Genomic DNA, 20,726 nt, shown 5'->3' with positions numbered 1-20,726 from the left:
CAAATCATTCCATTCAATCCGGCCCGCTTCGCGCGGGCCATTTTTATCGAGGCTATCATGACCGAAGTTGTCACCCATACCCTTCTTTCGCCCGTAAAGCATGGCGAGCTGACCATTACCGAGTTGACGTTCCGTGAAGCCGAAGTTGGCGACTTCATGGCGGCAGATCATGTCAAAGGCGAGTTTTCCGGCAACGTCGCGGTGCTGGCTTCGATCTCCGATACTCCGCTGCCCGCATTCAAAAAGATCAAGGCTAAGGATTTCAGTATCATCCTTGCCAAAACCAAGGACCTCTTGGGAAACGAAGGCAAGAACACGACTGGCGAATAGTTGCCGTCTTCGTTGCCCGTTACACGCACACATCGCTCGACGTCATCGAGCGGTGGCGCCCTGAAAAGCTATTGGCCTACTTTGAGACAGCGCGAAGCCTGAGGGACGCGCTGAAGGAACCGCTATGACCACACAGCAAAGCACCCTGCGCGTTTCATTGCTTGACGATGTTACTGCTCGCGCCAAGCACATCACGCGGGCGCTGGACGGATTGCGCTCCCAACAGATGACGGCGTTCGCTCCTATGCGTGGGATGATCGGGCAGGCTATGGCCTTGGGAGCTGGTTATCTTGGAGTGAGGGAGGGCTTGAGCGCCACGGCGGGAAGCGCAATCAAATTCGAGTCTGCTTTTGCCGATGTTAAAAAGGTTGTCGAAGCGACGGAGGAGCAGTTCGAGAACATGCGCCGCAACATCAGGCGCATGTCGGGCGAAATCCCGATGTCCGCAAACAACATCGCTGCTCTCTTCGCTGCCGCCGGAGAATCCGGCATCGCGACGGAAGAATTGCAGGGCTTTGCCGAAATGGCGTCACGCGTCGGTATCGCCTTCGACATCACGGCCGAGAAGGCAGGTTCCAGCCTAGCTAAACTGAAGACGCAGTTCGGCTTGACGGTTGCCGAGACCGGGGACCTTGCCGATGTCATGAACCACTTGTCCAACAACATGGCGAGCAAGGCGTCGGAAATTACGGACTTCATGCTGCGTGTCGGTGCCCTCGGTAAGATTGCCGGTTTCACCAAAGAGCAGGTTGCCGGCATCGGCAGCGCCATGATTGCGGCCGGCGCGGAACCGGAAGTTGCCGCGACCGCCATGCAGAACGTCACGAAGGCTTTGACGCGCGGCGCTTCCGCGAAAAAGAGTCAGCGTGAAGTGGCTGCAAGGCTTGGTCTCGACCTGCCGAAGATCGCCAAGGAAATGCAGAAGGATGCGCCGGCAGCTCTGAAAAAGGTTCTCGCCGCCATCGCCAAGGCTCCGAAGGATCAACAGATATCAATCGTCTCCGATTTCTTCGGTGATGAGGCCAAGGCATTCATTCCGCTGCTCGGCAATGTGAAGCTTCTGGACGATGCGCTTGCAAGCGTGAGCGACCGAACAAAGTATGCCGGCTCCGCCCTGAACGAGTATAAGCAGCGTGCCAGCACTACGGGCAACGCGCTCGAGCTTTTGGGCAACAAAGTATCCAACATCTTTTGGGAAGTGGGCAACAGCATGTTGCCTTCCATCCGCGAAGGCGCGCAGGCGATCAGCGAAGTCTTAGATACTCTCGGTAGCCGGGCGACGATCTTCGATCAGATCAAGGTCGGCGCGAAGGGGTTCGCGCAAGGCTTTGGCTATGATGGCGGCATTCGCGAAATGGTCAACGACATTAGCGACCTGATGCTTGGCAAGGTCGATCCGAACGCGGGCGAAAACCTTGGCCGCTTGTTCATGAAGGCGAGGGAATGGGGCGCATCCGTTCGCGAGCTGACGAACGCAATTCGCGAAAACCCTATCGCGCAGTTCCTCGGCCAGATGTCGGGCTATGGTCTCAAGCTCGCTATGTGGGGCGCTGGCATCGCCTTCCTCGCCGGTACGGTTCGTAAACTCGCGAGCGCGATGTTTCTGTTATCCGGGGCGAGCACTCTCGTCGGTGCCCTCAAAACCATCGGTGCTATTGCCGCACTTGTCGGTGGTGGAACCGCAACAGCCGGAGGCGTTGCCGCGACAGCAGCAACCGGGGCGGCGGCGGGCGGCGCGGCCACGGGCCTGTTTGCGGGTTGGTCGGCCATGCTCAAGGGATTTGCGCGCCTTGGCATTTATGGGATGGCGGGAGCGGGCGCTTTGGAATTCGGACAGCAAAGCTATACTGGCGATACGCTTTACAAGCAGGGAAAAGCTTGGTTGCCGGGTCCGGAGGACGCGGTGCATGCCATCGGGTCGTATTTGAAGTCCTTCGTCACGTCGGACAATAGCCCGACTTCGGCCGGTGTCTATGCGCAATCTGCGATGGATAGTGCCCGTGCAGCGCGCGCCGCCGGCTTCGGTGGATCGACCACGGAAACCTCGCCCGGAAAGACAGCGGATGATCTTGGCTTGATAACCGCCCGTATCGATGCGTCATCCATTGCTGAGATGGTTAGGCCGAGCGGGACGCAAGATGTCCGCGTTGTGAATCAGCAACCCCCGAACGTGACGGTTCATGCGCCGATCTCCATCACGGGAGCTTCTGACCCGCAGGCGGCGGCAAATGCAGTCATCAGCCAGCTCGGGACGGCGGTCAGAAACGCGACCGACACCCAATTTAGCGACTAAGCTTGGGATCAATTGCCACGACAGGTCGTGGGCGAATACTTATTGTCGCGAATTTCAAAGCATCGATTCCAGTGGACGCCGTTTATCAACTATTGCGTAGCGCCGAGCATTTGAGCTCACTGCTGTACCAGCTGGAGGTTGCGATGATTCCTCAATTGCCCACGGACAATCTCTATAAGTTTATGACCCTAGGTGGCATCGTGATTATCGTATTTTGTCTTTGGCTAATACGTGATAATTCCGACCGGCTGGATCAGGCATTAATCCGATATAACGAAGCAACTGGGCAATATGACGTTGCCGTCACGAATGTCGAGCAGCAAGGTGACAGTTTAGAAAAGAAGCTCAATGAGACATCCACGCTTATTCAAGAGGCGCTCAAGCCGGAAAATGCTAGCAACGTAGCGGCGGCTCAGCGCGCAATAGATGCTTTTGCCGCCCTTAATTCTGAGTATGAAAAGGCCGTTGCTAAGCGCGAGGATGCATATAAGGCAAAGATCGCAGCGAAGCAGCAAGGTTTTGCATTTGATCGAGTGCTAAAGCGTAGTGAACAAGACCTATTGGTAGCGCGCATCAACCTAATTTGTGGCGGAGTAATTTTGTTGATAGGTCTTGGCTCATGGTATTTGCTTCACCAACGAAAACAAGACCGTCTGCTGGGTTTGCAGGTTGAAGCTGCCACAAACGGCCTCACCGAAGGAAAGAAATCCGAAATGGTAGAAAATACATCAGCGCAAGATGATGGCGCTTCCATCTGACCGAATACATTCCCACCGTTGAACAGCGAAATTCGTGTAGATTTTCCTTCATAGAAAACCCGCACCACTGTTAGCGGTTCGAGATGTTTATCGGCATTTTCACGCCGTATGCGAATACGATAGTATCGGTGCATTCGATAAGTGCTGCGGCCTTTAGAACCTGCTTTAGTTAGATAATCTCGATTAGTTTTAGCTAAGGAATTGGTGCATTCTTTGCCGGCCCGTCGCCATTCGTCAGGTGCATGCGCTTTTCAGCTTCTTTTCAATCGACGCACCCTTTGATATCGGCGATCTATAACAGTTCAATTTCAGGTGGAAAATGACGGGTGTAACATCGATGATGCTCGGAGGCTACGCCTTCGAGGCGTTGGGCTTCGGCTATCAGAATATCAAGCGCAAGGTTAATACGCCTTGGGTGGAGATATCCGTGGGGCAGGACCTCAATCCGCAGCAATGGACAGGGCCAACGTCGGACGAGGTGACGATTCAAGGCGTCTTGTTTCCGGAGGAATTTGGCGGGCAATCGCAACTCGACGGCATCATAGCGGCACAGTTGGCGGGAACGGAAATGATGCTGGTCAGTGGTGACGCCATGGAAGGCGTCATTCGGGGCATGTTCACGGTCCAATCAGTTGAGGAAGATCAGACCTATCACGATGCCAAAGGGATGCCGCGACGGAATGCCTATGTCATTTCGCTCAAGCGCATCCAGTCGGACGCTGCGGCAAGTGCCGGCGGCATCGTGGACCGCGCAAGCTCCCTACTTTCTGAGCTATTCAGGTGATCGCATGGCAAGGATTTACACGACGCGGCAAGGCGAGACGGTCGATCTCGCTTGCCTCTCTCACTATGGGCGGACGACGGCGGTTGTCGAGGCGGTACTTTCCGCCAATCCGGGCCTTTCCAGTCTTGGCCCGATCCTCCCCCTCGGTACTCAAATCATTATGCCGGACATGCCAAGCGTTAGCGCAGAGCGGCGGCTGATTAGCTTATGGGATTGAATATGAAGCCTCGCGTTGAAATTACCGTCGATGGCGTGCCGGTTGCCGGCGCATTCTATGAACGGCTGATGTCCGTCACCGTGACGGATGAAGAGGGCTTGAAGTCCGATACGGTCGATATCGAGCTAAACGACGGCCCTCCGAGCTATCTCGCGCTCCCGCGCAAGGGCGCGCTCATCTCGGTCAAGATGGGTTACGGCAGCAACCTCGTTCTCAAAGGGCAATTCACGGCCGACAAGATCAGCCTCGATTGCCTACCGTATAAGATGTCGATTTCCGGCAAGGCAGCGGACTTGCGCAGCGGCAAGCTGAAAGAACGGCAGGAACGGGCATGGGATAAAGCCACCCTTGGCGACCTGATCGCGCAGATTGCCAGCGAGAGCGGATTGACGCCTGCCGTTGATCCCGATCTTGCCGAGCATCGTTACGAGTGGATAGGCCAGCAGGACGAAACGAACATCCACTTCTTGCGGCGGCTGGCAGACCGGCATAACGCCCTGTTTGCCGTCAAGCAGCGGCGGCTATTGTTTGCGCGTCGCGGCTCCGGCCTCTCGGTTTCCGGCGCTTCCCTCGGCTCTATCATCCTGACGCCTGCGGTCATCAAAACCGGCACGCTGAAAGTCGATATCAATGACCGCACGAAATACAGCAAGGTCGTCTCTTACTATCAGGATGCCGATAAGGCGCAGCGGGTGGAAATAGAGGCGGACGCGGATGCGGATGGCGATAGCGTCTACCGCATTCCCGATGCCTTTTCGTCGCCGGCAGAAGCGGACAAGGCGGCGCGCGCCAAGGCAAAGGAGCTTGCGCGCGGGGAGGGTAGTGTTTCGGTAACGGTACTGGGCGATGCGGCGATAGAGGCGGGCTTGCCGCTGCTCTTTGCAGACGTTCGCCCTGGGCTTGATGGCGTGCCTTACATCATCAAAACGGCACGTTCCAAGTACACGAAGACGACCGGCTTCGAGGTTGACGTTTCCGGCCGGCTTTACGACGGGAAGTCGGCGACTGAAGACGAGGGAGCCGGCAGGCGCGAAGGTGCCGAGCCGCCCGAAGCCGCCGATGCGGCCGGGAAGGTTGCGCCGAGTAGCGCGCCGGGCACGCCTGCCACGCCTTCGGTCTTTCTCACGCCTCGCTTCGGACGGATTGACGAGAACTAGACGGGAGCTTGCTACGAAGCGAGGCACGTCTGTTTTCGGCCTTTCTGGTTTGACGGCCCAAACCAACCCTTCCTTCGGTATTCCAAGTAAGCGTGAATCTTGAATCGCTATCGCGGTTGGGATCACGACTGACTGAGCCCGACCGCCTCTTCGGATCGCAACTCCGCCCTAACCACGGACGATGGTTTATTTCTGTTTGCGATCTGCGAGTGATTTCTTGAGTGCGATATGCTTGCCTATGGCGTCCATGACCAAGCGTATAACTTCGTCCTCGCCCCTACATTGATGGAATTTTTCGATAAAATCGCCGAAGCTGAAATATTGGTTTTCTTCGACGGTAAAATGCTCGTTGGCATCGCTGCCGTAAGTCGTGCTGATCGACAGACGGTGATTTCCGCCTTTGTCGTTGATGACGACATTCGCCATATAGCCATAGCTTTTAAACTCGATTTCCGGGTAATCGGTGATCTCGGCTTTGATGGCCTCAAGCGCGGCGATCACCGGCTTAAGCTTTTCCACCCGCTTAATATTGTCATCATCGGACTTATTAAACATCGTATCGAGTCGCTGCTTTTCGCCTGCAATGATGGATTGCAGGGCGCTGCGTATATTATTCTGGATATCTTCGTCGGCCATGGCGGTAGGATTGTATAAATGTCGAAGGATGGCAAGTGAGCGGGCAGACTTCTGCTGAAAGGCAAGCGCCGCTAATCGCCGCCGCCCTCCTAACAACGAAGGGGGGACGATAGCTTCCAGGCCCGAAGCGGACGTGGATCAAATCCGAAAGCCTCACACGGGACGCAACCATGAAACTGGCGTGTACATCAACCATGGGGTTGAACGGTGATTAGTCTGAATAAGGATAAGCACGACAACAAGTGGGAGCCCTATGAGGGCTATCCTGACGAGCACACGCTTGGGAATTTCATCGATCGACTTGTAGCGATTTGGCCCCACTGCGAGTATGTAAACCAACATCATCCCTCCGGCGAGGATGGCAATGTTGAGATAGTCACCAACGTCCAAAGCCTGATGCATGTCACTCAATATTTCATCGTTCAACTCCTGGGCGTACTCTAGCTGGCTTCATTGATGACCGCAATTGACGCAAAGCGGCCGGCGCTTGGCGGGAGTGCGTCGATCCATATCGATCGGCTAGGCAGCTTTCGGCCTGCCATTCTGGCGCGGGCGATAGTGCGCATGCATCAAGAGCGGGTCGCGTTGGCTGGCGCGCAGTAGCATCTTGACGGCGTGGCTAACTGGAGCGCCCGCGCGATAGTTCTTCCATGTCCGGAGCGTTACCCCAAGAAAGTCCGCCGCCTCGTTATTGGAAAGCCCTATTGCTTCCTGCCATTTCCGCAAATCCTCGGCATTGAAATCGCGCTGGTCTTCGGCGATCTGGAAGAGGTGATAGGCATCGATCGCCAAATCTTCGCCGGCCCATTCGACCGTTGCGCCATAGTCCGTGACTTCGGCGGTTTTCCAGACATCGGGAGACTTGAGGGGGGCGAGCAGTTCGCCGCCGGTCGCAATCCAGCCGATAAGGTTTGCGGAGGATTCAGCACCACCCTTCCACTTGATTGCCAGCGTCATGTTTGAGGCTGGCGTTACGCTTTCAATGCGCGGCATGTCCATGTCTGTTTCCCTTCCTCAAGCGATTGGAAAGCGGGGATTGGTCCGGTTCCACTCGGCGGCAATAGCTGCCTTGTTCTTTGCTGCCCATTCGAGGGCGGTGTCTTGCGCCTTGCGTGCGAGCTTACCACGCAGGATTTCCAGTGTCGCGATTTCCACCAATGCATCCCCATCGGGGGTGATGATGTGGAAGTGCGGGGGCAGATGGTCGTTCGCGTAAACCCGAATGATGATGTTTCCGATTTGAACCAGTTTGCCCATGTGCCCCTCACTTCGATGAGGTAAAACATAGGGCATATTATGCACCATGTAAAGTTACATGGTGCAATTTTTACCCCAAAATATGGAGAGAATTTATGGATCACGCGAAGTTCTTCGCGGCGGTGCGGTCGTCGTTGTTCGGTGGACGGCTTTCGGTAAATCAAGTGGACGGCATGGAGGCAATTCTTGCCGCATGGTGTGCCGCGCCGTTCGATATGCGCTGGCTCGCCTACATGCTGGCGACGGCCTATCACGAAACCGATAGGACCATGTGCGCCGTCTCTGAAAATCTGAACTATTCCGCTTCGGGCTTGCTGGCGACCTTCCCGAAGTATTTCACCATTTCTCAAGCCGCAGCCTATGCACGACAGCCGCAGCGCATCGCCAATCGCGCCTATGCGAACCGCATGGGCAACCGCAACGAGGCCAGCGGCGACGGTTGGCGCTATCGCGGTCGCGGTTTGGTGCAGATCACCGGCCGCGACAATTACGCGAAATACGGCATCGCCGAAGATCCGGACAAGGCACTCGATCCTATAAAGACCGTCGAAATTCTGTGCGATGGCATGATCAACGGGCGGTTCACCGGCAAACGGCTTGCCGACTACTTCAGCGCCACCGTCAGCGATTGGGCCGGGGCGCGCAAGATCATCAACGGCACTGATCGTGCCGCCGACATTGCCGGCTACGCCAAGAAATTCGCGGCAGCACTTGAAGCCTCGCGCTAAGTCCGCGCTGCACGCTGACCCTCGTCCGACACCCGCTCACGCCACTTCAAAAGGATCAAGCATGCTGAATACCAATACCCTGCATAATATGCTGAACATCGTCATTAGCCTTTCGGGATTGCTCGTCGCTATCCTGCTTGCCAGCGGCTGCACGCAGCTCGCAACCGGTACGCTGGAATGCTCGCAGTCTTCCATTAGCCCCAAGATCACCGCCTACGCCATTGCCGGGCTAGGTGCGCTGAAGCTGGTCGTCAACATTGGTCGCGATGGATTATCGGGCCTGATCAAGCGGCAACCTCCTATCCAGAAATAGAAAGGCGGGCTGATGTCCGATAAATACAACTCGCTTTATGAGCTGCTGAATGCCTGGGGTGGCGGCGCGCTTTCGACCATTGTTGGCGCAATGGTCGGCCGGGCCATGTGGCACACCAACGAGGCGCGCAAGGGCCGGCGGAAATTCTTCGGCATCGAACTGCTTTGGGAGGTCCCGGTTGCTCTCGGCATGGCCTTCATCGGGGAAGGCGTAGCCTCCTATTTATATGTAGGGCAACCCGCTACCACGGGCCTGATAGCGGGGCTCGCCTATCTCGGGCCGCGCGGGACTGAAGTGCTGTTTCAGAAATGGTTTTCGAGGCGCATTGTGGGTTAGGCCTAACCGATACGAAAAGCCGCCAAGCGCATGTTTGGCGGCTTTTTGTCTTTGGAAGGTCGTCGGTTGCGCTCGCGAACGGATGATCTTCGCGCAATCGGGAGCTTCCTGATGCAATGCTCCGCAAATTCCTCCTATGATTCTGGTGTACATATCCAGAGATCGGAGTACTGTCTAAATATCGTCACCCTGGCCTGCTGCCGGTTTTTCGGACACCGAGTTAGGCTAATCCGACCTTGTTTTCAAATTCCATCGGGCTGAGGTAGCCCAGTGTCGAATGCCGACGCTTCGGATTGTAGAAGCGCTCGATGTAGTCGAACACGTCCGCCTTTGCATCGTCCCTGGTCCTATAGACTTTGCGAGCTGTCCTTTCCGTTTTGAGTGATGAGAAGAAGCTTTCCATCGCGGCATTGTCCCAGACGTTGCCTGACCGGCTCATCGAGCAGGTGATGCCGTGATCGGCCATGAGACGCTGGAACTGCTCGCTGGTGTATTGGCTACCCTGATCCGAATGGTGGAGAAGCGCATCCGGCTTGCCTCTGCGCCAGATCGCCATGATCAGCGCATCTGTGACGAGCTGGGCCGTCATGTTGGCATTCATCGACCAGCCGACGACACGGCGCGAGAACAGGTCGATGACGGCAGCCACATAGAGCCAGCCCTCAGCCGTCCATAGGTAGGTAAAATCGGCCACCCACTTCTGGTTCGGCCTTCCCGCCGAGAACTGACGGTCCAGAACATTCGGCATGATGACCGGGCGCTCACCGTCGTCTTTCGGCAAACCCCGCCTTCTCGGTCTTGCTCTCAATGCGTTGTCGCGCATGAGACGCTCGATGCGATGCAGCCCACAGGAAAAGCCTTCCGCGAGAAGATCATGCCAGACACGCCGCGCGCCGTAGGTGCGGTCGCTGTCCTTAAAGCTGTCCTTGATCTTGTCGAGCAGAGCCTCGTCATACCGGGCATGCTGGCTCGGTGACCGATGTAACCAGGCATGAAAGCCGGAACGCGATACACCCAGCGCTTCACAGAGCCATGCCACCGGCCAGATCGAGCGGTGCTTTGCAATGAACGCGAACTTCATATCACGTCCTTCGCAAAGTAGGCGGCGGCCTTTTTTAAGATGTCGCGCTCCGCCTTCAGCTTGGCGACTTCTTTCCGAAGCCTCTCGATCTCAAGCTGCTCGGGCTTCATCTGTCCCTGACCAGGAAACGCCTGTGCCGGGTCCGAACCGTATTCCCTTACCCACTTGCGCAAGACATTCTCATGAACATCCAGATCGCGGGATGCCTGCGCAACGCTGACCCCACGCTCTCGCACCAACTTCACTGCCTCAAGCTTGTACTCGCGGCTGAACTTCCTTCGTTGCATTCATGCGCTCCAGTTTCATTGGAAACACCTTAACTCGGTATCCACGAAACCGGCAGCAGGCCATATCGCGTGCGCAGGCTCGCGGCAAAGCGCGCAGAAGTCTTAAACGCCGGCAGGAGCGCGTACGGACTATTGAGCGCATCCTAGAAGAAAACAGGCAGCGGCTACTTCGGTAGATTTTCGATCTCATGACGCGCGGTTGGCGCGAGGATGATTTTCCATTCATGCTCGCCTCCAACGTCATGAGAATATTCGAGATGATCGTTGTCGACTTTCTCTAAGCATACATCAATGATCCACGTTGACGGCGTAACGCCGGGCAGATTTAGATTGTCCAGCCATCCCGTAAGCTCGCTTAGGAATCCGTAGCCTGTCGCGGGTTCCTCATGCGGTCGAAAAAGCGTCCAGAGATAGGCATCTCGCACCTGATCAATGCGCATCTACCGCCTCCCGGTATTTGCGCCTGTCGGCCTTCCATTCTTCATCGGGAAAATGCTCCCAGCACCAATAGCTATTCTGCCCTTTCACCGGCTCATAGCCGAGCAGGCCCCAGAGGCCGCACCCGGCATGCTCGCAATAATGCTCAAAGTAAGTTGGCGGGAATGGATAGGTGGCTGTGCGGGTGTCATCGCTCATAGCAATGGCGGCTCCGGATCTTCGGGAAGGGGGTCGATGATGTCGGGCCGATTGTTCCTGACATTCCCAACGTCCTTTCCGATTTTCCACATCGTCATCAGCTCGGAGGGGAAGGGCGTCATAAGATCGGCGGGGTCCGGCTCGGGCGATAGCCAGCGCTCATAGTCTTCCGGGCGAAGGATAACAGGCATGCGGTCATGTATGGTCGCCATCAACTCGTTGGGGCGACAGGTCACAACGGCAAATGTCCGCTTGTCCAACCCCGTATCCCGATCTCGGCGAAGAGACCAGATGCCAGCAAGCACAAATGGACTGCCGTCCTTCATGGCAATGGCATAGGGTTGCTTGTTCTTGCCGGTGCCGTAGATGTCCTTCCATTCGAAAAAGCCATTGATCGGGACGAGACAGCGCTTGGACTTATAGGCATTCCGGAACATGCCGTTCGTTTGGATACCTTCCGCCTTGGCATTGATCGGCGCAGGCCTGCCGGTCTGCTCGTCTTTCGCCCATTCGGGCACGAATCCCCATTTCGCCGATGCAAATATAGGGCCGGTTATATCCGGCTCTTGGACGATATCCCTGATGATGATGGGGTAGGATTGCGTTGGTGCGCCGTTATAGTTCGGAAAGCTATTTGACAGCGGTTCGGTATCGCCGGGGCCGGCGAACGAAAAGTTCAACAGCAGCTCGCGCAGCGATGCCTTGATATAAATGCGACCGCACATGCTTTCTCTCCCTAAGCCTGCTTGCCGTTCAAACGCATGATAGCGTCATAGCATTTTTCAGCACGGCACGCCGCTTCACGGGCCGTCCATTCCCAACCTGCCGACCGGTTTTCCCGCGCGGGACGCTCAACAGGTACGTGTTCAATCAGCCAAAACCATCTATCTCGTTGCGCCGTGTAATCGATTTGGAAAACCCGGCCGATGCATTTGCCATCCTTGTAGCCAACAAAATCATTTCCGCATCGGTCGGCCCATGTATGCCGCCATTTATACTGAGGCTTTTCGGCGGCTTTAATGGATTCAAAGCTCTGCCATCCATTCCATTCGACGGGCTTTGGCGGTTCAGGCTCCTTCTCGACCTCAGATACCGTGTAGTCCGTGAGCATCATCGCCCGAACCTGATCGGCAATCAGGTCAACGACCGCCTCCCTTTCTTCAGTCGCAATGCTCGCCAGATTGAAGGCGGTTTTTTCATCCAAGCCGAGCAAAATCGCCTCGATCTTTCCGGCAATCTCTTCCGCCGTCACGCGCTGATTGCCGTTCGCGACTTGCACCGACCTGATAAGCTCTTTCGCCATATCGCCGGCGATGTAAGGCACCACCGAGAGCTTACGGCGTTTTCCCACGGCATAGCCTGCAAAGTCTCGTTTTGTCTGCTTGCTGGTTCTCCCGATGCACACGGCAGCGACAAAGCGTAAAGTTTCAAAAGCGGGTGTAATTGAGCGGATATCGCGCGGCATAGATTTCCTCATTCGATGTTGCTGCCGCCTTGATGTTCTTATTATGTTCTGGTTCAGGCTGGAGTCAAGATTGATCTCTGTCGGCCGCGCCAAAGACCGCTTCATTCTCTCTTATATGCGGTTCAAGGGGCATTCGAAGCGTTCGTGCAGTTCCGCATTGAAGAGGCCGATTGCAGCTATGCAATTGCAAAAGCACTATGTACGATTTTGCAAAAGTGACCATTCAACTGAAAACGAGGCCAACGATGGTCGATGTGAAGACAGATTCGAACGAACAAAAAGAAAAATCGCCCCCCGGCGCTAAGAAAAAGTGCTTTGTCGCTTGCCCAATAGGGGCGCAAGGCTCTCCTTCGCGTATCCATGCGGACTGGCTTCTGGAAGAGATCATTAAGCCAGTCTTTGACAATCACTTCGCCGATTTCGAGGTTATCAGGGCTGATAAAATGCGCGCGCCCGGCATGATCGATAGTCAGATCATCAACCATCTCTACGATGCCGATCTCGTCATTATCGATATGAGCAAATTGAACGTGAACGTGTTCTACGAAATGGGGATAAGGCACACCGTCTCGAAGCCAACAGTTCACATGTTTCTTGACGACACCGACCTTCCCTTCGACGTTAAGCCGAACCGGGCGATACCATTTTCCGTCAGGGAACCGCAGTCACTGCGGGATGCTAGAGCAGAGCTGCAAGCGGTAGTCGCAGAAACTCAGGTGGAAAACTTTCTGATTGATAATCCCGTCACAAAGGCGCGTGCGCAACTCCAGGTGTTGAAGACCGCTACATCAGCAGAGGTGCTGCTCATCGAACAAGCTGCTGAAATGGAAAGGCGGCTCAATGCGCTTGAGAGGCATATTGGCCCCATCGCGAGCGCCGTTGGTGTCGTTCAGCCAGAGCAGTTCTACGGATATCGCACTTATGGCGGCGGTGGTTATGCAACACCCGTACTCTCGACCACCGGCACCCTGACATTCTCGCAAGGTATCACCGAGCACCAATTTAATATCGGCCATTCAGCGGCTCAATTGGCTCTTCAAGAGCATCTTGTTGGAAGTGGCATTGGAGAGCGGACTTATCAATTCACTCTTCGACTACCCGTAGCGATAGACCCTTATAATTATGTGCTGGATCGGATCGGGCACTACGACGACGTGGTGCGCATAGAGGTGAACGGGCGCGAAATCTCAAGACGCTAGCCACGGCGATAAAGACCAATTTTGCCGCCCTACAGTATTCAAATGTTACCGCAACGCAGGTTCATATTCCCTCTCGGCATCACAGCTTCTGGATCTAAACTCTATGACTACGTCCGACAACACCGGAGAGAAGGGTGTGAATGCCGTAGCGCGGTGCTTTCTCGACATGGGTTGGATTTTCCGGAGGCAGCATGAAAGCGATTTTGGCATTGATGCCCAGGTTGAAGTGGTCGGAGATGGGCGGCCAACTGGACAGCTAATTGCGTTGCAGATTAAGTCTGGAAGCTCGTATTTCCGCAAGAAGGGCGAAAATATCGTCTTTCCTCTTAAACCTCGCCATTTGAGCTACTGGCTTGGCCATAGTCTTCCCGTTTTTATAGTGTTGCATAATCCAAAGAGTGGCCTCATCCTTTTTTCGCGGATTTCAAAGAGCCTTCTCACTATTGGCGAAAACGGAAACGCTTCGATCGAACTTACGCCACACCAGCGTTTGACCCCAGACCACGCCGCCCATGTGCTTGAGCAACTCGGACCGATGGAACCCGAAGCACTGCGTCGAGCGCGCTTTGGTGCAGATCTCTCCACGATGCGGGTTGTAGATGCTTCAGACCCTGTTTTTGTGAAGGTCGAGGAGTGGCCTAACAAACACTTGAGGTTTCGGAAAGCTACGTTTCACGTCGAGTCACCTCTGGACGAAGCTTTTGACGAGTTCGAATTTCGTATTGCTGCTGCAGTCTCAGACGAAGTGTTTGAATGGCTTTTCCCATGGCTGAGTTACGATGAAATAGAAACCGAGGAGCTGTGGGCCGGGGAGGTTGTTGTTCACACCTTCGAAGTCCAGCTAAACGAGTTGGGCAAAGCGTTCGTCAGGTTGGAGGAATACTTTGTAGATGGTCAGTAATCCGCAACAACACACGGGTGCATTTTTTCGTCCAGAAGCCAGCGCCGGTCCATCCAGAAGGCAGCGCCGCGCCACAGCTGGCGCCGATCTGCGCCCAATGCTCGCCCTCGCCACAATAGCTGCTTCCTATATGCTTCCTGTAGGAATTAAGCGCTCCGTAGTCTTCCGTAAGCGCTTGAAATTATTTGCGTACCTGACAGGGTTCGCGCCGGTGACCTTTTGGAATCGGAATTCAAACGCGGTCGGGGCAACGATTCGGCAGCGCCAATTTCTATTCGTTAGACAGAAACGATCCTTTTGGCGTCTTCCAATCGGCTAGACCAAAGGAACGCCGTGCAGTGTTTATGTACGTGATGCACACCTCCTGCATGACACGCCCAAAGATTGCAGATGGCCGTATAGCCCAATCGACGTTGTACGTCTGGTAGTGCATTGTCACAGCGTCGGATATCATCTTGGGACTTATTTTCAGGGCAAGGGCGCACTCTTCCACACCTGCGCGCCGCGCGATAACCCATGGCTGATCTTCAGTAGTTATGTTGCCGATGAAGCTGTCGTAAAGCCCCTCGACATATGCGTACTTAACGATATCAGCAGCTCCCTGCCAGTCTGAATACCCATTCATAAATTCTGCAAAGGCCGTGCTGGTGGACAGCAGCAAAAATGCAACGGCAATCCCTAAGCGCACCTAAGTTCTCCCGATCGGATACGATTTCATCAGATGCCGTCCTCACGTACACTTCGTCAAGACTTCGCCCGCACGCAGCCGAATTCCGACAATTCAGTCCTATAGAAAGCAGCCTGCCATCTGGTCAGTCCCTCTGCATTTGATGTGTTAGGCTTAGCTGGTACCGGTCATATCTGAGTACCTAGCAGGTTTTGCAGTGGTGTGGATCCGACTGTTTTGAATAGGCGGTGAGCAAAGGCAACCTTTGAAACAATGCGAAAACTTTTCTGGCTAACCATATCACCAATTGATTGTTTTTGTTTCCTTTTATGAGGCCCTCCGGGCCCACCAAATCCTATAATCTCGCACGGTTTAGCTGCTCATGGGGCCGATTGGTCGCCGGCTCTCCATTCTCCTATTTGCGCTCCCATCGCCGAAATCAAGGTGCGACTTCCGATCAATCCCAACGCCATGAAGCAGCATCCATCCAGCATCGCTTGAATGCATTTGCTGTTGCGTTCTTTTGCCATCTTCGCTGCCCTCGTTGCTATCGCCGAAATCACTTTTTTAGCGACCATGCAGGAACCAAATTCGCGATCGGCTGTTCGAAGGCGGAGGTCCGTATGGCCTCGCAATCAAACGAGAGGAGAAAGCATCATGGCTTCCCAAGGTGGATCTCATGAACAGCATGTCAAAGCCGGCCAGCAGGGTCACAAGAATACCGACACGAAGCAGGCTTCATCGCACAAAGAACAACGATCAGGCGGCGTGCGGGGCGGCTCTCACGAGCAGCATGTGAAAGCCGGTCAGCAAAGCCACAAGAAATCCTGATCTAATCCGCCGAGGCACGCGCTCTGCCGACTTCTCGTTCTGCAGGTGTATCGAGCGGACAGACCGTCCGCCGACCTGATGGGAGGCAGAGTGCTTCTGCTTCCGTACCAAGATGACGTTAAACCCATGTTGGAGGACCCCAAATGGCATCCGAGAAGACTTTGAACGATCTCTTTCTGGAAACGCTGAAAGACATCTATTACGCCGAAAAGCAAATCCTGAAGGCATTGCCCAAGATGGCACGTGCGGCACAGGCGGAAGAAGGCAAGCGAGGCTTTCTTCATCACCGGGACGAAACCCAGGGCCATGTCGAACGCCTGGAGCAGGTGTTCGAGCTCCTCGGAAAGCCGGCGCGCGGCAAGACCTGCGAAGCAATTCTCGGCATCGTCGCCGAAGCCGACGAGATCATCGAGGAATTCAAAGGTACCCCGGCACTCGACGCAGGGCTGATTTCCTCGGCCCAGGCCGTCGAGCACTACGAAATTGCGCGCTATGGAACGTTAATAGAATGGGCCAAGCAGCTTGGGCTCAAGGAGGCTGTGCCGCTTCTTCAGCAGACACTGGAGGAAGAGAAGGCTACGGACCAAAAGCTGACGAAGCTGGCGGAAACTGCCGCCAACGCGAAGGCCAAAAAGGCAGCTTAAAGCGCCGATTGCATCCGATTCAGCGGTGCGCTGCAGCATCAGCGCACCGCTTGAGCACGAGTCTCGTTGAAGAACGATTGTTGCCGCCATCGCAGCCGGAACGACAACCGACATTTCCGTCGAGGCGCCTCATTCCAATCTGATGAGATCGCGAAAGCGAATGGTTGCGAGAACTTCGCCGCTCTCATCTACGATCTCGAATGTCATGCCGTCGATCGGCTTGTTCTGGAGGATCAGTTCGGCGATCATTTCCCTTGCGGAATGGCAGGTTTCATCCTTGGCAGCTTGCAGCGACGGTAGCTCCACTCCATCCCCATCAATATCGACCGCATCTTCTGAACGGAGATTGAAGAAGAATTTCATAGGATTGCTCCCGCAATGCTTGCATCTTCCAACAGCAAACGCCGGGTTAGCCTTCCGGTTCCGCGTCCAGCAGGACTGATGGTTCGCACAACCGGCTCTATTCCATTTTCATGCACGCTTCCCGAGTTCATGCAGATGAGGCGTTATGACTTCGGCAGGGTTGGAACATTCCGTTTCCCGCCGTGTTTAGTGCATCGGAGGATGCAGGACATGACACAAATTTGGTGGAGTAAGTCGGTCACCGTCGAAGCCAGAAAGACGGGCCTGCGGGTCAACATCGCGAGCGTTGAGCGCGCCTCGGAATATATGCTTCACGAGTGGCCCACTTTGGAAGATGGGCCAGCTTTCCATGTGGCGAAGGACGCATTGCTCCAGGCATTTGATGGCCGTCTAGACCCTGAAGCTGCTCGCACGGCGTTTCTGGAAGCGGTCAAGGAAGGGAATGTCTTTGTTTTCGACGCATGAGTTTTCAGGCGATGGCAACCGGTTCAAAGTTTCGACAACTCATCCCTGACATTCCTCCCCATTTCGATCTCAAGCGGTGATGAAGCAGGCTATCTCCATCGCGGCTTGCGCGTGATGTTATGCTGCAATTCGCAGGCCGTGGCGAATGCACCAAACAACTGACGGAGGCGACGTTCCTCATTCTCATCCAGCTTGTTTCGCTTGGCGAAGTCGGCAACCGACCAGACCTGCGTGGACGATTGAATTTCAATCGCTTCCGTTTCGATGCGTTCCATAATCTCCACCCCACTGCTGTCACTAACATCCGAACTCTGGAATGGGGGCGGAGTTCCCGCCGAAAAGACGTGTGGAAAGAAAATTTCCGTTTCTGGGATGAGGGCAACGACGCCTCTCGAACCGAGCAGGGCGGCTTCGTTTACGACCCAGAGCGCCTCCGGGCCGGGCCGACTTTCGCGGTCTTGAAGATCGGACTGCCGGCTTTAATTGTCAGAGCCTGGAGGCTGATCATCAGCTGGAGTTGCAAGGGAGAGGCGCTTGAGCACGATTGACCGCAATCTTCGCTATCCGTCGTGGCATAAGGATGCGGTGATCTATCAACTGCATGTGAAATCGTTCTTTGATGCGGATGGCGACGGATTCGGCGACTTTGCCGGGCTTACCCAAAAGCTGGATTATCTGGCCTCGCTCGGCGTCAATACGATCTGGCTGCTGCCCTTTTATCCGTCGCCGCGGCGCGACGACGGTTACGACGTTCTGGACTACAGAGGAATTAACCCGCAATTCGGCACTATCAAGGACTTCACATCCTTCGTGAAGGCGGCGCATGCGCGCGGCATGCGGGTGATTACAGAGCTGGTCATTAATCATACCTCGGACCAGCATCCCTGGTTTCAGCGCGCCAGATATGCGCCGCCCGGATCTCCGGAGCGCGATTTCTATGTCTGGTCCGAGACGGACGACAAGTTCGCGGAGACGCGCATCATTTTTGTCGATAGCGAAAGATCCAACTGGACCTGGGACCCCGTCGCCAGAGCCTATTTCTGGCATCGTTTCTACTCGCATCAGCCCGATCTGAATTATCGAAATCCCGAGGTCGTCGAAGCTTTGCTTGATATCATGCGCTTCTGGCTCAAGGCCGGCGTCGATGGCTTCCGGCTGGATGCTGTGCCCTATCTGGTCGAACGGGAGAATACCAACAACGAAAATCTTCCCGAAACCCATGCCCTGCTCAAGCTCATCCGAAACATGCTCGATGCGGAGCGGCCGGGCGTCATTCTCCTGGCCGAGGCCAATCAGTGGCCGGACGAGGCGCGGGAGTATTTCGGCACCGGGGATGAATGCCACATGGCTTTTCATTTTCCGCTGATGCCACGGATTTTCACTGCAATTGCCATGGGGAACGCCCAGCCGATCATCACGATGGTAAACCAGACTCAGGATATTCCGAGCGATTGCCAATGGGCCATTTTCCTTAGAAATCATGACGAACTGACCTTGGAAATGGTCAGCGAAGCCGAGCGTAATTTCCTCTGGAATACCTACGCTTCCGACGAGCGTGCGCGCCTCAATTTGGGGATCAGGCGCCGTCTTTCGCCTTTGATGGATCAGGATAGACGGCGGGTTGAGCTTCTCCACATGCTGCTGCTGTCGTTGCCGGGCAGCCCGGTGCTTTATTATGGTGACGAGATCGGAATGGGCGACAATCTCGACTTGGGCGACAGGGACGGGGTGCGCACGCCGATGCAATGGTCGAATGGCCGGAATGGAGGTTTTTCCGATGCCGCTTCCGACAAGCTCGCACTTCCCGTCATAGACGATGCGCAATTTGGGTATCGCGCCATCAATGTCGCGGCGCAGGAAAACGATCCGCACTCGCTTTTGAACTGGATCCGCCGCGTCCTGGCGATCCGCGCTCAGCATCCCGCATTCGCGCGGGGCTCCATACGCTTTCTCAGCACCGACAATACGGCGGTCATTGCCTATGCCAGAGAGTATCGCAACGACTGCGTGCTTTTTGCGGCCAACCTAGCGAACAACGGACAGGCTGTACGGCTGGATCTCGGCCCGTTTCTGGGTAAAACCCCTGTCGAATTGTTTGGTGAAACAAAATTCCCGGTCGTCGAGCAGGCTTCCTATTCACTGACATTCCAGGCCTACGGATATTTTCTCTTGTCCTTTGAGAGCGAAGCCGAGTGCTTCGACGACTGAGCCGACTGCGGCGCGAGGCGCGCAAAGAAAGCCGCATCGCTCTACATACCCGTTGCCTGAATGGAACATTATGGTGACGTGGCTGTTCGGGACCGTTTGAGCGAAGCCGGAAGGTTTCCGCATCTATTTCGGGAGGCATCATGCGATGGCAAAGAACGGGCGCCCTACCAGAGAAGAGGAAATTCGGTCACGCGCCTATCAGATATGGGAAAATGAAGGGCGCCCCGAGGGGGAACATCTGACCCATTGGCATCGCGCCGAGCACGACGTCTCGCGGAGGCGTAACCGACCAAAGCAGGGCGAACCAGGACGTTCGCCGGTAATCGAGACGGAGGGTGTGACCCAGGCGACCCATGTCCCTGAGGCGCCCCCTGCTTTGGCAGCTCCTCGCAAGCGTGTCGACCGTCCACCTGCATCGCGGTCCGGTGAGTATATGGCCGAGCAAGAGAATAAAAGTCCCGACACCTAGATCTAGCTCGCCAATATCCTTCTTCGCTGATCGAGCCCATGGAGCGAAACGAGCAGCGGGAAGACCGTCGATCTAGTCATTTTCATCGCAATTTTGAGAATCGGACACTTTCACAGCGTCCAACACCGTCAAAAAGGAAAGAGAACGCAATGATTCGAAATTCCTTGGGCAGCCACGGTCATTTCCTGAACTCCAGCGAGTTGGATTTATGCCAGCGCGCTTTTGAGGGCTTCCTTGCTGAGCGAAACATCGCCAAAGATAGCGAAATGGCGGAAGAAGCGGCCGCTATGATCATCGAATTATACCAGCAAGGTATTCACGATGAGCAACAGCTTGTGCTTCTGGCGAAGGCTGCTCATGGGGCTCTGTGATCGAACACGCATCCTGAACAGACCCTAATCATCGCCCTTCTGCTTCATCGCGTCGGAAACTCGACGCTTGCGGGGATGATCAATGTTTTCGCCATGTGCGTCTCGGGCCTTCTCTCCACCGTCCTTTGCCGGCAGGTAGCCGGCGGGCTTCGATCCGCTGGGTCCTTCCCATCTCGGCGACTGATCGGTCGTTCCTGGGGCACCATCCTGGGGTTGCTGGTGTTTCATTCTCGGCCTCCGTGGAGCGTTTGATATTTCGCCGCGATGTCGCGTCTGCCATGGAACCGCCGACCAAGCCTATTGTTCCGAATCTCCCCCTGCCGCAGCCGC

General features: G+C 55.3%; 28 protein-coding genes and 1 pseudogene. 18 read left to right on the top strand and 11 right to left on the bottom strand.

All coding sequences use genetic code 11. The features are described 5' to 3' along the window. Positions 1–57: 57 nt before the first annotated feature. From RTCIAT899_RS11995 to RTCIAT899_RS11970, 6 genes are all read left to right on the top strand, one after another. On the top strand, positions 58–330 hold the full coding sequence (locus RTCIAT899_RS11995; protein WP_015340504.1) for a phage tail assembly protein: 273 nt from the start codon (positions 58–60) through the stop codon (positions 328–330). Positions 331–454: 124 nt separating this feature from the next. After that, the gene (locus RTCIAT899_RS11990; RefSeq protein WP_015340503.1) at positions 455–2,623 is read left to right on the top strand and encodes a phage tail tape measure protein; all 2,169 of its coding nucleotides are present in this window, start codon (positions 455–457) and stop codon (positions 2,621–2,623) included. Positions 2,624–2,625: 2 nt separating this feature from the next. Next, complete coding sequence (locus RTCIAT899_RS11985; protein ID WP_148289259.1) at positions 2,626–3,381, top strand: hypothetical protein; 756 nt, start codon at positions 2,626–2,628, stop codon at positions 3,379–3,381. Positions 3,382–3,700: 319 nt separating this feature from the next. Next, positions 3,701–4,165, top strand: a complete 465-nt coding sequence (locus tag RTCIAT899_RS11980) for a phage tail protein (protein ID WP_015340501.1) — start codon at positions 3,701–3,703, stop codon at positions 4,163–4,165. Continuing rightward, entirely contained in the window at positions 4,062–4,382 is a 321-nt protein-coding gene (locus RTCIAT899_RS11975) for a tail protein X (protein ID WP_343228553.1), read from the top strand. The genes RTCIAT899_RS11980 and RTCIAT899_RS11975 overlap by 104 nt, the downstream gene beginning before the upstream one ends. Before the next feature lie 2 nt (positions 4,383–4,384). Then, positions 4,385–5,539, top strand: a complete 1,155-nt coding sequence (locus RTCIAT899_RS11970) for a phage late control D family protein (protein WP_041677577.1) — start codon at positions 4,385–4,387, stop codon at positions 5,537–5,539. A gap of 186 nt (positions 5,540–5,725) precedes the next feature. On the opposite strand, the gene RTCIAT899_RS11965 is transcribed toward RTCIAT899_RS11970, so the two are convergent. From RTCIAT899_RS11965 to RTCIAT899_RS11950, 3 genes are all read right to left on the bottom strand, one after another. Beyond that, positions 5,726–6,175, bottom strand: a complete 450-nt coding sequence (locus tag RTCIAT899_RS11965) for a hypothetical protein (RefSeq protein ID WP_015340499.1) — start codon at positions 6,173–6,175, stop codon at positions 5,726–5,728. 519 nt (positions 6,176–6,694) lie between these two features. Continuing rightward, positions 6,695–7,174 carry a helix-turn-helix domain-containing protein gene (locus RTCIAT899_RS11955; protein WP_015340498.1) on the bottom strand — a complete coding sequence of 160 codons (480 nt, stop codon included), beginning with the start codon at positions 7,172–7,174 and terminating at the stop codon, positions 6,695–6,697. A gap of 15 nt (positions 7,175–7,189) precedes the next feature. Then, positions 7,190–7,432, bottom strand: coding sequence for a DUF4160 domain-containing protein (locus tag RTCIAT899_RS11950; RefSeq protein WP_015340497.1), 243 nt, complete (start codon positions 7,430–7,432; stop codon positions 7,190–7,192). A gap of 95 nt (positions 7,433–7,527) precedes the next feature. Here RTCIAT899_RS11950 and RTCIAT899_RS11945 point away from each other — a divergent pair, with 95 nt between their 5' ends. The 3 genes from RTCIAT899_RS11945 to RTCIAT899_RS11935 all read left to right on the top strand — a co-directional run bounded on the left by RTCIAT899_RS11945 (position 7,528) and on the right by RTCIAT899_RS11935 (position 8,809). After that, positions 7,528–8,160: a hypothetical protein gene (locus RTCIAT899_RS11945; RefSeq protein WP_015340496.1), complete on the top strand. Its 633-nt coding sequence runs from the start codon at positions 7,528–7,530 to the stop codon at positions 8,158–8,160. Between the two features lie 61 nt (positions 8,161–8,221). Then, complete coding sequence (locus RTCIAT899_RS11940) at positions 8,222–8,473, top strand: hypothetical protein (RefSeq protein WP_015340495.1); 252 nt, start codon at positions 8,222–8,224, stop codon at positions 8,471–8,473. Between the two features lie 12 nt (positions 8,474–8,485). Beyond that, positions 8,486–8,809: a phage holin family protein gene (locus RTCIAT899_RS11935; RefSeq protein ID WP_015340494.1), complete on the top strand. Its 324-nt coding sequence runs from the start codon at positions 8,486–8,488 to the stop codon at positions 8,807–8,809. A gap of 220 nt (positions 8,810–9,029) precedes the next feature. Here RTCIAT899_RS11935 and RTCIAT899_RS11930 read toward each other — a convergent pair. From RTCIAT899_RS11930 to RTCIAT899_RS11905, 5 genes are all read right to left on the bottom strand, one after another. Beyond that, a protein-coding gene (locus RTCIAT899_RS11930) for an IS3 family transposase (protein ID WP_085999177.1) occupies positions 9,030–10,177 on the bottom strand; the annotation gives its coding sequence in 2 pieces (ribosomal slippage) (positions 9,030–9,931 and positions 9,931–10,177; 1,149 coding nt in all). A 164-nt stretch (positions 10,178–10,341) separates the two neighbouring features. Beyond that, entirely contained in the window at positions 10,342–10,617 is a 276-nt protein-coding gene (locus RTCIAT899_RS11920; RefSeq protein ID WP_015340493.1) for a hypothetical protein, read from the bottom strand. Continuing rightward, complete coding sequence (locus tag RTCIAT899_RS11915) at positions 10,607–10,813, bottom strand: hypothetical protein (protein ID WP_015340492.1); 207 nt, start codon at positions 10,811–10,813, stop codon at positions 10,607–10,609. The genes RTCIAT899_RS11920 and RTCIAT899_RS11915 overlap by 11 nt, the downstream gene beginning before the upstream one ends. Beyond that, positions 10,810–11,538 (bottom strand): SOS response-associated peptidase, encoded by a 729-nt coding sequence (locus RTCIAT899_RS11910; protein WP_015340491.1) that lies wholly within the window; start codon positions 11,536–11,538, stop codon positions 10,810–10,812. The genes RTCIAT899_RS11915 and RTCIAT899_RS11910 overlap by 4 nt, the downstream gene beginning before the upstream one ends. An 11-nt stretch (positions 11,539–11,549) precedes the next feature. Further along, on the bottom strand, positions 11,550–12,278 hold the full coding sequence (locus tag RTCIAT899_RS11905; RefSeq protein ID WP_015340490.1) for a hypothetical protein: 729 nt from the start codon (positions 12,276–12,278) through the stop codon (positions 11,550–11,552). Positions 12,279–12,475: 197 nt separating this feature from the next. Between RTCIAT899_RS11905 and RTCIAT899_RS31645 the strand changes: the two genes are divergently transcribed. Next, positions 12,476–13,477, top strand: coding sequence for a hypothetical protein (locus tag RTCIAT899_RS31645; RefSeq protein WP_015340489.1), 1,002 nt, complete (start codon positions 12,476–12,478; stop codon positions 13,475–13,477). A gap of 103 nt (positions 13,478–13,580) precedes the next feature. Continuing rightward, positions 13,581–14,378 (top strand): DUF4365 domain-containing protein, encoded by a 798-nt coding sequence (locus RTCIAT899_RS11895; protein ID WP_015340488.1) that lies wholly within the window; start codon positions 13,581–13,583, stop codon positions 14,376–14,378. Between the two features lie 271 nt (positions 14,379–14,649). On the opposite strand, the gene RTCIAT899_RS11890 is transcribed toward RTCIAT899_RS11895, so the two are convergent. Then, positions 14,650–15,066 (bottom strand): hypothetical protein, encoded by a 417-nt coding sequence (locus RTCIAT899_RS11890; RefSeq protein WP_015340487.1) that lies wholly within the window; start codon positions 15,064–15,066, stop codon positions 14,650–14,652. Positions 15,067–15,702: 636 nt separating this feature from the next. Here RTCIAT899_RS11890 and RTCIAT899_RS33790 point away from each other — a divergent pair. Together RTCIAT899_RS33790 and RTCIAT899_RS11885 are read left to right on the top strand one after the other, a co-directional pair. Next, positions 15,703–15,876, top strand: a complete 174-nt coding sequence (locus tag RTCIAT899_RS33790; protein WP_085999178.1) for a hypothetical protein — start codon at positions 15,703–15,705, stop codon at positions 15,874–15,876. Positions 15,877–16,019: 143 nt separating this feature from the next. Continuing rightward, complete coding sequence (locus RTCIAT899_RS11885; protein WP_015340484.1) at positions 16,020–16,520, top strand: YciE/YciF ferroxidase family protein; 501 nt, start codon at positions 16,020–16,022, stop codon at positions 16,518–16,520. Between the two features lie 129 nt (positions 16,521–16,649). Here the strand turns inward: RTCIAT899_RS11885 and RTCIAT899_RS11880 are convergent, their stop codons facing one another. Further along, positions 16,650–16,883, bottom strand: coding sequence for a DUF6894 family protein (locus tag RTCIAT899_RS11880; protein ID WP_015340483.1), 234 nt, complete (start codon positions 16,881–16,883; stop codon positions 16,650–16,652). A gap of 210 nt (positions 16,884–17,093) precedes the next feature. On the opposite strand from RTCIAT899_RS11880, the gene RTCIAT899_RS33625 reads away from it, so the two are divergent. The 5 genes and pseudogenes from RTCIAT899_RS33625 to RTCIAT899_RS11855 all read left to right on the top strand — a co-directional run bounded on the left by RTCIAT899_RS33625 (position 17,094) and on the right by RTCIAT899_RS11855 (position 20,396). Beyond that, positions 17,094–17,348, top strand: coding sequence for a DUF982 domain-containing protein (locus tag RTCIAT899_RS33625; protein ID WP_015340482.1), 255 nt, complete (start codon positions 17,094–17,096; stop codon positions 17,346–17,348). 119 nt (positions 17,349–17,467) lie between these two features. Beyond that, positions 17,468–17,896, top strand: a complete 429-nt coding sequence (locus tag RTCIAT899_RS34550) for a hypothetical protein (protein WP_154660797.1) — start codon at positions 17,468–17,470, stop codon at positions 17,894–17,896. Next, positions 17,883–19,541: pseudogene (gene treS, locus RTCIAT899_RS11860) on the top strand (maltose alpha-D-glucosyltransferase); the annotation flags it as partial. The gene RTCIAT899_RS34550 and the pseudogene treS, both read left to right, overlap by 14 nt. 160 nt (positions 19,542–19,701) lie before the next feature. Then, positions 19,702–20,025, top strand: a complete 324-nt coding sequence (locus tag RTCIAT899_RS31930; RefSeq protein ID WP_015340479.1) for a DUF2934 domain-containing protein — start codon at positions 19,702–19,704, stop codon at positions 20,023–20,025. A gap of 149 nt (positions 20,026–20,174) precedes the next feature. Beyond that, entirely contained in the window at positions 20,175–20,396 is a 222-nt protein-coding gene (locus RTCIAT899_RS11855; RefSeq protein WP_015340478.1) for a hypothetical protein, read from the top strand. A 24-nt stretch (positions 20,397–20,420) separates the two neighbouring features. On the opposite strand, the gene RTCIAT899_RS34035 is transcribed toward RTCIAT899_RS11855, so the two are convergent. Beyond that, on the bottom strand, positions 20,421–20,624 hold the full coding sequence (locus tag RTCIAT899_RS34035; RefSeq protein ID WP_015340477.1) for a hypothetical protein: 204 nt from the start codon (positions 20,622–20,624) through the stop codon (positions 20,421–20,423). Positions 20,625–20,726 lie beyond the last annotated feature (102 nt).

This window comes from Rhizobium tropici CIAT 899 (genome assembly GCF_000330885.1).
Classification (GTDB): domain Bacteria; phylum Pseudomonadota; class Alphaproteobacteria; order Rhizobiales; family Rhizobiaceae; genus Rhizobium; species Rhizobium tropici.
Note: the sequence above shows the minus strand (reverse complement) of the source record. Positions and strands in the feature narration are given on the sequence as shown.